Source organism: Streptococcus mitis, assembly GCF_009496205.1.
GTDB lineage: Bacteria > Bacillota > Bacilli > Lactobacillales > Streptococcaceae > Streptococcus > Streptococcus mitis_BN.
Window position 1 is genome coordinate 15,622 of sequence record NZ_WIJO01000023.1, and the last position, 14,408, is coordinate 30,029.

Sequence of the window (14,408 nt, forward strand, 5' to 3'; positions counted from 1 at the left end):
TTACTCCATTCTTCTCTTTTGGGAAATTAAACGTTCCAATTCTTCTAGGGCTGTGTCGGTATCTCCTACATGGCTCGCTTCCTGCACCTTCTTTTTGATTCTCATATTGTCCTGATTCAAGAGTGCCTTGTTTCGAGTCATTTCTACTTCACTAAGTTCCTGAGGTGACATCTCAGCAGGCAAATCCTGAGCTAAGACTTGGTACCAAGCTCTCTCAACTTCCTCTGTCTGTTCTGCTAGAACTTCTGGAGGAAGATTTCCATACTGGCCAAGCAAGTCATATAAAACCTGAAATTCAGGTGTATCAAATGAAAAGTCTTCTCGCAAACGGTAATCATTCAAAATAAGGGGAGATTCCATCATTCGATAAAGTAGATGAGCTTCTGCCCTCATAATAGCCGATAACTGCTTGGTGACAGGCATAGTGATTGACGTCGGTCTGGAAATTCCTTCCATGCGATTCTGCCTTTGTGCCTGACGGCTCTCATTAACAATCTGCTCAATCTGGGCATAATCAAAGGACGCCAGACTGTCAGCTAAAATATGAATATAGCTGTTTTGAGCAGTGATGGACTTTTCTTGAACAATCAAGGGCGCTATTTTTTCAATAAACTCAATCTGAGCCTGCAAATTTTCACTATTTTCAGGCTTATACTGGTGAATGTAGAACTCAATCGGACTAATACGAGTTTTCGTTAATAGATAGGCCAAGTCTTCTGGACCATTTTTTTGTAGATACTCATCTGGATCCAAGTTATCAGGCATGCTGACAATTTGCACAGGTATATCACCAATTTCATCCAGTGCTTTCAATGTCGCAGCTTGCCCAGCCTTATCGCCATCGTATACCAGAACCAACTTCTTGGTTAACCTTTTCAGATGCTCAACATGCTCACGGCTCAAGGCTGTTCCCATGGACGCCACAGCGTTTTCGATTCCAGCCCGATAGGCTGCAATGACATCCATGAATCCTTCCATCAGGTAAATCTCACTGGTTTTGCCAGAAGATTTTTTTGCCCTATCCATATGATATAATTCGTAACTTTTGTTAAAAATTGCAGTCGATCGGCTATTTTTATACTTAGAAGTTTGTGAATCCGTTTTCTGCCAGATACGACCTGAGAAGGCAATGACCTTGCCCTGGTCATTTGTCAGGGGAAACATGATCCGATTGTGAAATGTATCTACAAATTGATTAGCATCCGAGAGATAAAACAATCCTGAATCTAGAAAATCCTCTTCACGATACTGACCAGACAAACGTTGATAAAGATAGTTGCGTTCTGGAGGTGCTAAACCAATCCGAAAATGTTTGAGCACTTCATCTGTCAAACCACGCTGATAAAGGTAATTTCTGGCCTCTTCTCCCATAGTCGTTGTCATGAGAATAGCATGGTAAAATTTGGCAGCATCTTCGTGCATATCATAAAGAGCTTGGTGGGGTGAAACTGGCTTATGTTCACTATAAAGCGGCTTTTCAACCTCAATCCCAACACGCTGACCTAAGATTTGGACAGCCTCCATAAAGGGAACCCCTTGGTACTCCTCGATGAACTTAAAGACGTCACCTGATCGACCACAACCAAAACAGTGGTAAAACTGTTTGTCCTCTACAACGTTGAAAGAAGGTGTTTTTTCACCATGAAAAGGACAGAGCCCTAGATAGTTCCGTCCTGCCTTTTGTAAAGAAATCACATCTCCTATGACTTCCACAATGTTGGCATTGTTTTTGATTTCTTCAATGACTTGTTTGTCAACCATACACAATACCTCCATGTTATCATAGTTTACTTTATATAGTATACTTTATTTCAGAAAAAAAGTAAACCATTTCACTCATTTTCCCTACTTTATTCAAAGAGTTGATAATAATCAGAGATTTTCATTTTTGCTTTTTCTTCTTGGTTCAAATCTTGGATAATTCGTCCTTCTTTCATGACAATCAAGCGATTGCCATATTTGAGAGCATCTTCCATATGGTGGGTAATCATAAGCGCTGTCAGCTGATCTTTCTTGACAAATTCATCTGTCAACTCCATGAGTGCGACACTGGTCTTTGGATCAAGGGCTGCAGTATGCTCGTCTAACAAGAGTAATTCTGGACGCTTCAAGGTTGCCATCAAGAGACTCAAAGCCTGTCTTTGTCCACCAGATAAGAACTCAATTGGTGTATTCAAGTGTTTCTCAAGACCGTTTCCCACTTTTTCAATAGTTGCCTGAAACTCATCCTTATAGCTAGCCAGACGTCTCGGAAACAGTCCACGCTTTTCACCACGAAACTTGGCAATCAAAAGATTTTCAGCGACCGTCATACGAGGAGCTGTCCCCATCTTGGGATCTTGGAAGACTCGAGACAGATACTTAGCTCGCTTTTCTGGCGAAAACTTGGTAACATCTTCACCCAAAATACGGATGGTTCCACTGGTTAATGACAAAGTTCCTGCAATAGTGTTAAAGAGGGTTGATTTCCCAGCTCCATTTCCACCTAAAATCGTGATGAAATCCTGTTCAAAAATTTCTAAGGAAACATCATTTAAAATAATCTTTTCTTCATCAAAGCCATTTTTAACGACTTTGGTTGCATTTTTTAATTCTACAATTGCTGTCATTTGCTTAATTTGGCTCCTTTCAAGATTGTTTGCTTAAATGTTGGAATCATGAGGCAGACTGCTAAAATCACGGCACTGTACAAACGAAGGTAACTTGTATTAAAGCCAAGCGCAATAACTGCCCACACTAAAAATTGATAGGCGATAGAACCTACAACGATGGTAATCAGACGTTCTGCCAAGCTCAAACTCTTGAAGATAACTTCTCCAATAATCAAACTTGCAAGCCCCACAACGATAACCCCAATTCCTCGAGATACATCGGCATAACCTTCTTGCTGGGCAATAAGAGCACCTGCAAGGGCAATCACACCATTTGATAAGACCAAGCCCATAAGCTCCATGCGACCAGTATGAATCCCGAAACTTCTAGCCATATCAGGATTGTCACCTGTAGCAATATATGCTTGTCCGAGTTTAGTGTCCAAGAAAAAGAGCATGAGAGCAATAACAATACTTACAAAGATGAGACCTGTCAAGAGTTGATTCAAATCTGAATCAAAAGGCAAAACATCCTGAATTTGCTTGGTTCCAAGCAGGCCTAAATTCGCACGTCCCATAATCAAGAGCATGATAGAGTGACAGGAAGTCATCACCAAAATCCCTGAGAGCAAGGTTGGAATCTTCCCTTTTGTATAAAGAAGTCCTGCTGCCATTCCAGCCAAACAACCTGCTCCTACAGCAACAAGTGTCGCTAGAAATGGGTTCACGCCTTTGGTTATCAGAGTGACAGCAACAGCTCCCCCAAGAGGGAAGGAACCTTCTGTTGTCATATCTGGAAAGTTCAAAATCCTAAATGTCATAAAGATCCCCAGACCTAAAATTGCCCAGACAAATCCTTGAGAAATAATAGATAATATCATCTGTTTCTTAACCTTTTCTATACGATTTCTTTTGTAAAAAATTGGAGGAGATGTCCCCAACTCCTCCATTACAGATTATTCAATCACTTGTCCTGCTTCTTTTAGAACAGATTCAGGAATCGTAATACCTAATTCTTGTGCCAATTTTTTATTGATCACTGACTTACCAGTTGAAAAGACATTGACTGGAGTATCAGCTGGTTTTGCACCTTTCAAAACTTGAGCAATCATTTTACCAGTTGCAACACCAAGGTCATGTTGATCAACCACAACAGATGCCAAGCCACCTGCTTCTACCATGGCAGTTGCACTTGGGTAGATTGGTTTTTTAGCTGATTGGTTGCTTGATACAACAGTTGAGAAGGCTGAAGCAATTGTGTTATCAATTGGAACCCAGATAGCATCGACCTTGCTAGTCATAACATTTACTGTTGAAGCAATTTCATTTGTTGAAGGAACTGCAAATGTTTCTACAGTCAAACCTGCTTTTTCAGCATAAGCCTTAAATTCTTCTACCTGAGTTTTTGAATTGTCTTCGCTACTTGAGTAAAGAGCTCCGATTGTCTTCACACTTGGTGTGAGAGCCTTAATGAGTTCAACTTGTTGTTGAGCTGGGTTGTGGTCAGATACCCCTGTAATGTTGCCACCTGGTTTTTTCAAATCTTTGACCAAGTTAGCTCCGATTGGGTCTGTAATAGCAGCCATGATGACCGGTAGGTCTTTTGTGGCACTAGCCAAACCTTGAGCAGCTGGTGTTGCGATACCAACAACCAAGTCATTGCCATTTGCAACCAATTGTTTACTCATTGTCGCAACCTTACTTTGATCGCCTTCTGAGTTCATAAAATCGATTTTAACTTGATCATCTTTATATCCTTCTTCTGCAAGTCCATCTTGTATCCCTTTATAAATCAAATCAAGAGAGGGATGGCTCACAAACTGAAGGACACCAACTTTGGCAACTTTCTTTTCATTTTTAGCTTCTGGTTTATTCATTGAAGAGTAAATCAAGCTTCCTGCTACTAAGACTGCTAACGCAACGATAATTCCAATTAAACGTTTATTTTTCATTCTATTTCTCCTTTTTATTCCTTTAAAATACTTCACTTATCTAAACAAGCGACGCCATCGTTTTCTTTCCATACTAACCTCCATCAAAAAAGTCCTCACACAAAAAACTTGTGTGAGGACGTCGATGCGCGGTACCACCTCAATTATAGGGAATTTCCCTATCGCTCTGTCTCGCAATAACGAGATGCACTGTAAGGTGTGCTCACCGAATTTTTATGATTTCAAATTCTAAATAACATTCAGCCCAATTTTCATCATCATCACTTATCTGTTTTCAGCTACCACAGACTCTCTAAAAAGTTTATATGATTACTTTTCTGAATGGTTAAATTATATCATTTTTCAACTACTTGTCAAGACTCTTTGAGAATTTTTTTGAAATATTCAAAAACTTCCCCTATAGAAAAGAGGAAGTTTGAAAGGTATCAGCCAGAATTACGCAATCCTGTCGCAATTCCGTTGATGGTTGTATGGATTAATTTTTCTTGGTCGCTTGATAATTCTCCACGACGTTGACGTTTAATCAACTCCAACTGGATATAGTTGAGGATATTAAAGTAAGGCATACGGTAATCCAAACTTGCTTTTAGATATGGATTTTCCGCCAAGAGTTCATCGTAGCCTTCGATAGCCAAGATGACTTCCTTGGTAACTTGCCATTCATTTAGAATAGTCTCATAAATTGCTTTTACTTGATCATCTTCACAAAGTTTGGCATACTCAAAAGCAATGTTCATATTTGATTTTGACAAGACCATGTCAACATTTGAAAGAAGCGATTGGAAGAAAGGCCAATTTTGGTACATATCTCGTAGAATAGCGATATTCTCTGGATTCTTATCAATAAATTCTTTGAAGCTTGAACCAACTCCATACCAGCCAGGGAACATGACACGACTTTGCGACCATGAGAATACCCAAGGGATAGCGCGTAAACCACCGATTTCAGTAATCGTCTTACGAGCGGCTGGACGTGAACCAATGTTAAAGCTTGAAATAGCCTTGATTGGACTTGACTCGAAGAAATAATCATAGAAATGATCATTACCAAAGACCAAATCACGATAGATATCGTAACTACGGTCCACCACTTGGTCCATGATTGCTTCATAACGATTGGATGTATTGGTATCGCTCTTCTTCTGAGTGATCATACGGTTAATGGCTGCAGATACTAGCATTTCAAAGTTATAGTAGGCAGCATCTTTATTCCCGTACTTATTGCCAATTACTTCACCCTGCTCCGTCAAACGGATACGGTCCTTGATAGACTTAAGCGGTTGAGATGTGATAGCTTCATAGGTTGGTCCACCACCACGACCAACAGTACCACCACGGCCATGGAAGAAGGTAACCTTAACACCAAATTCATCTCCAATAGCAGTCAATTGTTGTTGAGCCTTGTAAAGAGTCCAACATGATGAAAGGTAACCACCATCTTTATTACTATCAGAGTAGCCAAGCATGATTTCTTGGTAGTTATTGCGCGAAGCAATCCATTTCTTAGCAAGGGCAAGAGAAAGGTATTCTCTCATGGTTTCTTCTGAATGGTCCAAGTCCTCAATTGTTTCAAAGAGAGGGACAATTTGGACACGGGCTCTTTCTTTATCAACTAACCCTACTTCTTTTAGCAAGATAGCCAATTCCAGCATGTCTGATACGCTGGTTGCATGTGAAATGATGGTCTGACGAATGACATCATCTCCCAACTTATCTTTCAACTTACGAGCAGCCTTAAAGATTGCTAATTCTTTTTCAAGTAACTCTGATTTTTCAACATGAGTGGCAGAAAGAATGCGTGGATCTTCTTCCAATTCTTTCAAGAGAAGCTGGCATTTTTCTTCTTCACTTAATTCACTATAATGAGAATGAATACCTGCTGATTTCAAGAGTTCGGCTACACAAGCTTCATGAACACTAGAATCTTGACGCATGTCAATAGATGCCAAATAGAAACCAAAAATTTCAACTGCTTGAATCAATTCAACAAAATCACCAGAAATCAGTGCCTCACCCTTGTTTTCCAAAAGGGAATCACGGATGGTAATTAAATCCTTGTAAAAATCATTGGCTGTTTCATAGCGAGCTCCAACTTCCTTATCCTCAATCAGATAGGCTTTTGTTGCTTGGATTTTTGATTGAATATCAAACAAAGCACGACGGTAAAGCTCTTTTTCACGATAGATCGAATTATCTTTGGATTGACGAGCCATTTCTCTGACTTGCTTGCTTACATTGACAATACTTGTTGAGAGAGAGAACTCTCGATAAAGTTGGTAAATCTTTTCATCATAGTAGTTCATAATGACTTCACACTGGGTCATAGCAGATTGTTTCAAGGTATCTGCTGTAACAAAAGGATTCCCATCACGATCTCCACCAATCCACATTCCCATGGTAATTGGTTTAGGATGTTTCAACTCCAAGCCATGTTTTTTAGCCAGACGCTTGTACTCAGCAGTCAAATGAGGAACAGCTTTCAGGAATGAACTATTGTAGTATTCCATAACGTTCGTGATTTCATTGGTTACTTTCAATTTCTTCTCACGAATCATATCTGTCTGCATGATAATCTCAATATAACGACGGAGATCATTATGCCATTTTTCCTTATTAATCAAGCCTAATTTCACATCACGATACTTACGCAAGAGGGTATGGATATGGTTGGTCAAATCCAACATACTCTTACGTTGCACTTGTGTTGGATGGGCAGTCAAAACAGGGACAACATTCAAGTGTTCAAGAATTTCAACCGCATTTTCTTTTTCAGCAACCATTTTGATTGTTGCTGATAATTTCCCAAGATAATCTTGATCGATATTATTTTGGTGGTTGATTTCATAGGCCAAATCCACGTCTTCTGAAATATTAATCAAGAGAGGCAAAATTGAGAAATAGCGTGAAATATAAGCCATTTCATCATTTGTCAGGCTAGTAACCAATTGGTTCAAGCCTTGATAATCTTCTTGAGTTGACAATTCTTTCAACTGCATGATTTTTTCAAAAGTCTCTGGTGCAAGCATATTTTTAGTGATATCTTCTAACAATTCTGTTAAAATCAATACTTCTTCTTGCACGACAGCTTTATTACTATAGTTTTCTAATTTTTGAAGAGACATAGGTCATCCTTTCCACTATCAACTCTACATATAGTTTGATGAGTGAGCTTCTAACTCCTCATATAATTGGGCACGTTTTTCACTTGCATCAATATTTAAGACAAAGGCGATGGCTACAGACAAGACTAGAAGACTGTTCCCTCCTTGTGATAAGAAGGGGAAGGTTACTCCTGTCGAAGGAATAATGCCCGAAATTCCGCCAATATTAACAAATACCTGTACCAGCATCATCCCCCCAACCCCAATCGCCATCATGGAATTAAAGGGATTCTTAGCACGAATACCGACTAGGATAATTCGCAAAATCAGGAAAAAGACAAGTGCCAAAATCAAACTGGCTCCCACAAATCCAAACTCTTCAATGACAATTGAAAATACAAAGTCTGTATGGGCCTCTGGTAAATAACCACGTTTTTCGATTGAATTTCCTAAGCCTAGACCAAACCACCCACCATTTACCATGGCAAAGTAGGAATTTGCAAGTTGGTGTCCTGCTCCTGCCAAATCAGCAAAGGGATTAAAGTAGGCACTGAAACGCTTGGCCACGTAACCAAATACTGGAACTTTTGAAAACTTATCAACCCCAATTACAGAAATAGCTGATAGAGATAGGGCTGAAACTCCAAATAAAACACCGATAAAGACTATAAACCAACGATGAGCAATTCCACTAACTGTATACATAATCAAGGCAACCAGAGCTAGGATAGTAGCATTCCCCAAGTCTGGGAAAATAGCCAAACTTCCTATCATGACAAGTAGGACAAAACGCCAATCATTAAAAGCACGAGGAATCCATTGATTTTGAGTTAAAACTTGAAAATCATAAATACCAATTTCATCCTGTTGTTTTGAAAAACGTTGAGCCAAGTACCAGACAATGATAATCTTCAAATACTCCGCTGGTTGAATGGTCAAAGGTCCTACTGAAATCCAACCATAGGCTCCATTGACTGGCGTACCAATTAAGCGAGCCAGAGCCAAAAGAATCAGCTCAACAAACATAACAATAAATAAGAGTCGTTCTTTTCTTAAAAAATTCAATTTCAGCTTATATATCAAGGCAATCAATATTAAACTAAGTATCCAAAACATTCCCTGACTTCGAACCAATTGGAGGGCACTTTTACCTTCTTCGATAAGAATGGCACTGGTTGTAGAATAAACTACAATCAAGCCCAAAATTGATAAAAGTAAGTAAGGAACTAGAATAGAATAGTTTAATAGGTGCCTCTTACTAATCTTCATAGTATCACCAATCTAATGAGAACAAAAGAAATTATTCCCAAATTCCGTTTATTTTCTAGTTTTGATTGCTATTATACCATTTTTTCCGAAAGAAAAAAACTCTTACCATTAAGATAGAAAGATTTTCTCATAAGAAAAAGAGCACTTGGCTCTTTTCTGTTTTATTCTTTTGAAGAACTGCTTGAGCTTGAATCTCCACCACCGATGTATTGAGTAAAGATATTTTGGAAGGCTTGGTCTTTAACCTTGATGTTGGCTGCTTGCAATTCTTTTCCGATAATGCTTTGAACAAATGATGCGTCATTTTGTTTTTGAGTCAAGATAACAGTTTTTAATTTTTCTTTGTAGTCATCAATATTAGATGATTTTTCCGTTTTCTTAGTGAGTTTTACAATATAATATTGACTGCTGTAGGCTTGTGTGCCAGTAGCTGTAATGACATCAGAAATTCCGTTAACATCCAAGGCAAAAGCTGCTTTCTTAACTTGATCTGGTACTTCTGTTGAAGCTGAATCAAAGGTGATTTCTCCACCGTTCGCTTTCGTTTTCTCATCTGTTGAGTTATCTTTAGCTAGTTGAGCGAAATCTGCGCCACTTGCCTTAGCTTTTTCAAGAATTTCTTTGGCCTTGTCTTCATTGTCCAAACGGATAATTTGAGCCGTTACATCTGGAGTGTACTCGTCAAAGGCCTTCTTATAAGCATCATCTGTCAATTCAGCTTCTGCTGCTTTCTTAACTGCCAACTCAACCAATTTACTTGTACGAATTTGAGCTTTACGTGTTTCAAGAGTCATTCCTGCTTGTGACAAGACACGTTGGTAGTTTTCACCATATTGTTTCTCTTCTTCGGCAATAGTGTCGTTGACTTCTTTGTCATCTACTTCTGAACCGTATTGTTTCTCAAATACTTTTTGGATAGTCAAGTTCAACAACACTTGTTGAGCTGAAGGATTGCTTTTCACTTGCTCATAAAATTGATGTTCTGTGATGACATCCCCTTTCATGCTGATAAGATCTGCTCCTTCTGAACCTTTCGAACAAGCTGCTAAAGTTGCTACTGATAATAGTGTAATGGCACCTGCCAATAGTTTTTTCTTCATGTCTACTCCTTTGAGATAAGTGTTACCCTATCTATTTTACTATATTTTCTTAAATTATTCTGAAAATCATTCGCTAACAGGCAATTGAACGTCTGCTACATTTTTACGAAGCATGAGAATGCCGTCCCCTAAAGGTACTAATGTTGCAGTGAGTCCTGGATTGTCTAAGGTTGCATCGAATAATCTTTGAAGACCACGGTAAATGGTTCGCTGGCCACGACGGACTTCCATAATGTCCTTGGCAACATCGCCACCTTGGAAAATATCATCCAAGACAACCACACCTCCAACGTCCAAGTGTTTGAGGATTTCTGGCAGAAAGACGATATATTTAGACTTGGCAGAATCCATAAAGACAAAATCATAGGACTCTGTCAAGATTGATAAGACATCTACCGCATCTCCTTCTAGGAGCGTAATTTGCTTACGACTGTCAAACTGGGCGAAATTTTCCTTGGCAAAACCAATCATTTCTGGATTGCGGTCAATGGTTGTAATCTTTGCATTTGGTGCATGTTCCGCCATCAAAAGGGCTGAAAACCCGATGGCCGTCCCAATTTCCAGAATATTTTTAGGCTGCATGGTTTCCATGAGAAAACGGAAATAAGCAACCGTTTCATGGGGAATAATGGGAATATTTTCCTTACGGGCAAAGTCTTCCAATTCTTTCAAAGAACCTGTAACTTGCTTTTGACGCTGACGCATCAAGTCCACAATTTCTTCCTTGACAACAGGGCGACGCATGTTATGGTTGGCATTTTTACTGTATGATTCAACCATCTTATGCCAATCCCAATTTTTCAACAAGGGCTTCAAACTCATTCAAACGACGTTCAAAGACTGCAAAGGCATCGTTGAGATAGTCTTCCTTCTCCATATCAACACCAGCTTTTCTCATGACATTAAGTGGATAGTCAGACTTACCTGCCTTGAGATAGTCAATATAGCGGTCACGGTCTTCTTGACTACCATGGACAATCTTTTCAGCCAGGGCTGAGGCTGCTGCAAAACCTGTTGAATATTGATATACATAGTAGTTATAGTAGAAGTGTGGAATGCGTGCCCACTCGTATTGGATTTCAGGATTGTCTTCCTTACTCAAACCATAATACTCTTGGTTCAAGTCTGCGTAGAGTTTATTTAAGAAATCGCTTGTCAAGACTTCACCATTTTGATCCGCTTGGTGAATCGCGTGTTCAAACTCAGCAAATTGAGTTTGGCGGAAAACTGTTCCACGGAAACCATCTAGGAAGTTATTGAGAATCGCAAAGCGCGTTGCATCATCTTCCACTTCTTCCAATAATTTCTCCGTCAAGATATTTTCATTGGTAGTTGAAGCAATCTCAGCCAAGAAGATAGAGTAATCCCCGTAAACATAAGGCTGAGTTTCACGAGTATAGCTTGAATGCATACTGTGACCTGTTTCATGAACAAGAGTAAAGAGATTGTCTAGATTGTCCTGCCAGTTAAGAAGCATGAAGGCATTTGTATCGTAAGAACCACCAGAGTAAGCTCCTGAACGCTTGCCTTGATTTTCGTAAACATCAATCCAACGCTCGCTGAAGGCACGTTTAACACGGCTCAAGTAATCTTCACCCAAGACTGCCAAGGCTTCTTCAGCTTTTTTCAAGGCTTCTTGGTAGGTAAAACTATATTCAACAGATGAGAGTGGTGTATAGACATCGTACATCTTGAGGTCTGAAATTCCCAAGATTTTTGAACGAAGTTCAAGGTAACGATGCAAGAGTGGCAAATGCTTGCGAACTGCTGCTACCAAATTGTCATAAACACTTTCTGGAACAAAATTTGCTGCGAGAGCTGCATGACGCGCACTCTTGTAGTTGCGAACTTTTGCACGATAGTTTTGAACCTTAACATTTGTTTGCAAGGTTTTGGCATAAGTATGTTGGAATTGCTCATAAGTTGCATAAAGGGCTTGATAGGCACCACGGCGAACCTCACGGTTTTTAGACTCCATCAAGCGCATATAAACGCCATGTGATAATTGTACTTCGTTACCATCTTCATCTTTAACAAATGGAAAGACGATATCTGCATTATCTAAAATAGCAAAGGTTTCACTTGCCGAACCAAAGATTTCTCCAGCTCCAGCCAATAATTCTTCTTCACGTTGTGAAAGAACGTGTTCCTTGCCTTGTAAAAGCTTGTCAAAATAGTGTTGATAAACCTGCAATTTTGGTTGAGCTTCTAAAAAGTCAGCATACTGCTTTTCGCTAATATCCATAAATTCAGGTTCATAGAATGAAAAAGCTTGGTCTAGCTGGCTATAGAGAGTCATTGCCTTAGCATAGTACTCTTGGTACTTGGCTTCACGTGTGTCTTGGTCATTTTTCATATGAGCATAAACGTAAAGCTTCTCCATTTGGCGTTCCATTTCAAGAGAAAATTCAGTGATTTCTAGAAGGCTATCCGCACTATCCAAGAGATGGCCTTCATACTGGGCTACTGTCTCCAATTGTTCTGTTAAATCTTTTAAGGCTTCTTCCCAAGCCTGGTCAGTTGGGTAAATCGTTGATAGATCCCATGTATCTTTTTCATTTATTTCATTTCTTTGTAATACCATTAGATTCCTCCATCCTTTCTATTTTACCATATTTTTCAAGAAATATTGCTGATAAAAGGCTGGTGGATAAAGCTTTTGCCAATCATTTTGAGGATTTTCTTGGTAATAGGTTTGAAAATACTGATAATAGCTGGTTAAGTCCTTCTCAATTTGGCAAAACTCACCTACTAATGGTCGAATTTGTGGATACCATTCTTTTAGCCCATAAGTCAGGAGATTTTCCCCCTTTTGATAGGCTTCTGCTTGCTCTTTCATCCAAATAGGATTTTGATAATAGAGTTGTTGTCGGATATAGCGACAGATGTTCTTATCCTCAGACACTGTAAAATGAGATATTTTTTGTTTCTTATAGGGAATACGTAATATCTCCAGTAGACTACCGTAACCATAGGGAAATTCCTTAATCTGATAATGGAGTTTACCTCGGAGATTTTGATGAATCAGGTATTTGAGTATTAAAACTTGTTTTTCACTGTCTAATTCCCAAACATAAAAGCCCATGTTTTGACTGAAATAGAGAAAACCTTCTTGCAGACGAGTCAACCGCTCTTTGAGCCAAAGTTTTTCTCCCAGCAACCACAGTACTTGGTAACCCTGACTACGATAGCCCTCGCTACGCTCTTTAAGAACTTTTTGAGGCAAGGGACTACATTGGACTTCTAGAGCTAGATTGCGATTTACAAATACATCCGCAATCTGTTTAAGGGCTGGAAGAGGGTATTCTAATTGCACCTCTGCATCTTTTTTCAACCAGTGATAAAGTGATTTTTTATTTTCTAGGTGTTCTGGACTTTCATTTTCAGAGGAAAAATCACAGTCTTTTAAGGTTTTGTGGGCAAAATGGGTCCGGACACTTGGTCCTTGACGCAAACGGAGCCGACCTCCACAAGCTGGGCAGGTGTATGCTTGCTTCTCAAGTTTATCCTCTAACACATTTACCAATTCTCCCCGAGCATCTCTCGCAACAAACATGATTTCCCTCCTTTTCTATATTATTCGTAAAAATTAATAATCGTATTTTTAATTATCGAAGATGTGAACTAAGAGATTAGGAAAGTCAAATTAATTTCTAACAATGCTTCAGAAGTCATGTCCTACTATTCCAGTTTCGATACCTTATATAATTGACAAAGAAACAAAATCTCCTAGCAATCAATGGACTACTAGGAGATTTTTTAAGAAATTCTATATAAGCTATAAAATCAAATACAAATTTTACTAAAAGATTAGATTAGTTCATATATAAATTATACTTCTTCATCTTCTTTACGACGACGGCCTACAAGACCTAGGCCAAGTACTGCACTTGCGGCAGCTGCTACCATAGCTACAGTAGAATCTGCTGTACCTGTATTTGGCAATTCTTTAGATTCTTTACGCACATTTGCTTTAACTGCTACTGTTGGGGTTACAGCTTCAATTGCTGCTATACCGTCTGTTTGAGCTGTTGCTACTCCTGCATTGTCCGTTGCTGCGTCAATTGCTTGATTTGCTTTTGTTGCTGCGTCTTGTGCTGCTTGTTTAGCCGCATCTTTTTCTTCTTTCGTTGCGTTTGGAGTACCTTCAAGTGCTGTTAATTTTTCTGCTAATTTTTTCGCTACTTCAGCTTTAGCCGCTGCTTTAACTGCTACTGTTGGGGTTACAGCTTCAATTGCTGCTATACCGTCTGTTTGAGCTGTTGCTACTCCTGCATTGTCCGTTGCTGCGTCAATTGCTTGATTTGCTTTTGTTGCTGCGTCTTGTGCTGCTTGTTTAGCCGCATCTTTTTCTTCTTTCGTTGCGTTTGGAGTACCTTCAAGTGCTGTTAATTT

The 14,408-nt window shown here is 39.3% G+C and carries 11 protein-coding genes and 1 other annotated feature; all 11 genes read right to left on the reverse strand.

Features of this window, described 5'->3' with window-relative positions; all coding sequences use genetic code 11:
• Nucleotides 1-1,761, reverse strand: coding sequence for a DNA primase (gene dnaG, locus GEZ85_RS05325; protein ID WP_153209694.1), 1,761 nt, complete (start codon nucleotides 1,759-1,761; stop codon nucleotides 1-3).
• A gap of 89 nt (nucleotides 1,762-1,850) precedes the next feature.
• Nucleotides 1,851-2,609 (reverse strand): ABC transporter ATP-binding protein, encoded by a 759-nt coding sequence (locus tag GEZ85_RS05330; RefSeq protein ID WP_020901797.1) that lies wholly within the window; start codon nucleotides 2,607-2,609, stop codon nucleotides 1,851-1,853.
• Nucleotides 2,606-3,472: an ABC transporter permease gene (locus GEZ85_RS05335; RefSeq protein ID WP_153209695.1), complete on the reverse strand. Its 867-nt coding sequence runs from the start codon at nucleotides 3,470-3,472 to the stop codon at nucleotides 2,606-2,608. The genes GEZ85_RS05330 and GEZ85_RS05335 overlap by 4 nt, the downstream gene beginning before the upstream one ends.
• Before the next feature lie 75 nt (nucleotides 3,473-3,547).
• On the reverse strand, nucleotides 3,548-4,543 hold the full coding sequence (gene trpX, locus GEZ85_RS05340) for a tryptophan ABC transporter substrate-binding protein (protein ID WP_153209696.1): 996 nt from the start codon (nucleotides 4,541-4,543) through the stop codon (nucleotides 3,548-3,550).
• Nucleotides 4,544-4,654: 111 nt separating this feature from the next.
• Nucleotides 4,655-4,872, reverse strand: a binding site (T-box leader).
• Nucleotides 4,873-4,968: 96 nt separating this feature from the next.
• A complete protein-coding gene (gene ppc, locus GEZ85_RS05345) occupies nucleotides 4,969-7,665 on the reverse strand; it encodes a phosphoenolpyruvate carboxylase (protein WP_153209697.1) in 2,697 nt (898 codons plus the stop codon).
• Nucleotides 7,666-7,689: 24 nt separating this feature from the next.
• Complete coding sequence (gene ftsW, locus GEZ85_RS05350; RefSeq protein WP_049491796.1) at nucleotides 7,690-8,913, reverse strand: cell division peptidoglycan polymerase FtsW; 1,224 nt, start codon at nucleotides 8,911-8,913, stop codon at nucleotides 7,690-7,692.
• Nucleotides 8,914-9,074: 161 nt separating this feature from the next.
• Entirely contained in the window at nucleotides 9,075-10,013 is a 939-nt protein-coding gene (gene prsA, locus GEZ85_RS05355) for a peptidylprolyl isomerase PrsA (protein WP_084929850.1), read from the reverse strand.
• A 66-nt stretch (nucleotides 10,014-10,079) separates the two neighbouring features.
• Nucleotides 10,080-10,793: an O-methyltransferase gene (locus tag GEZ85_RS05360; protein WP_153209698.1), complete on the reverse strand. Its 714-nt coding sequence runs from the start codon at nucleotides 10,791-10,793 to the stop codon at nucleotides 10,080-10,082.
• A gap of 1 nt (nucleotide 10,794) precedes the next feature.
• Nucleotides 10,795-12,597 carry an oligoendopeptidase F gene (gene pepF / locus GEZ85_RS05365; protein ID WP_153209699.1) on the reverse strand — a complete coding sequence of 601 codons (1,803 nt, stop codon included), beginning with the start codon at nucleotides 12,595-12,597 and terminating at the stop codon, nucleotides 10,795-10,797.
• A gap of 18 nt (nucleotides 12,598-12,615) precedes the next feature.
• Nucleotides 12,616-13,569, reverse strand: a complete 954-nt coding sequence (locus GEZ85_RS05370; RefSeq protein ID WP_153209700.1) for a competence protein CoiA — start codon at nucleotides 13,567-13,569, stop codon at nucleotides 12,616-12,618.
• Between the two features lie 275 nt (nucleotides 13,570-13,844).
• The coding region (locus GEZ85_RS05375; protein WP_153209701.1) for a DUF1542 domain-containing protein at nucleotides 13,845-14,408 on the reverse strand (564 nt) is incomplete at its 5' end.

Bases quoted from the DNA above. Each gene is read 5' to 3' on its own strand.
- trpX (WP_153209696.1), bottom strand. From the start codon at position 4,543: ATGAAAAATAAACGTTTAATTGGAATTATCGTTGCGTTAGCAGTCTTA.
- prsA (WP_084929850.1), bottom strand. From the start codon at position 10,013: ATGAAGAAAAAACTATTGGCAGGTGCCATTACACTATTATCAGTAGCA.
- pepF (WP_153209699.1), bottom strand. From the start codon at position 12,597: ATGGTATTACAAAGAAATGAAATAAATGAAAAAGATACATGGGATCTA.
- ppc (WP_153209697.1), bottom strand. From the start codon at position 7,665: ATGTCTCTTCAAAAATTAGAAAACTATAGTAATAAAGCTGTCGTGCAA.
- ftsW (WP_049491796.1), bottom strand. From the start codon at position 8,913: ATGAAGATTAGTAAGAGGCACCTATTAAACTATTCTATTCTAGTTCCT.
- GEZ85_RS05335 (WP_153209695.1), bottom strand. From the start codon at position 3,472: ATGATATTATCTATTATTTCTCAAGGATTTGTCTGGGCAATTTTAGGT.
- GEZ85_RS05330 (WP_020901797.1), bottom strand. From the start codon at position 2,609: ATGACAGCAATTGTAGAATTAAAAAATGCAACCAAAGTCGTTAAAAAT.
- dnaG (WP_153209694.1), bottom strand. From the start codon at position 1,761: ATGGTTGACAAACAAGTCATTGAAGAAATCAAAAACAATGCCAACATT.
- GEZ85_RS05370 (WP_153209700.1), bottom strand. From the start codon at position 13,569: ATGTTTGTTGCGAGAGATGCTCGGGGAGAATTGGTAAATGTGTTAGAG.
- GEZ85_RS05360 (WP_153209698.1), bottom strand. From the start codon at position 10,793: ATGGTTGAATCATACAGTAAAAATGCCAACCATAACATGCGTCGCCCT.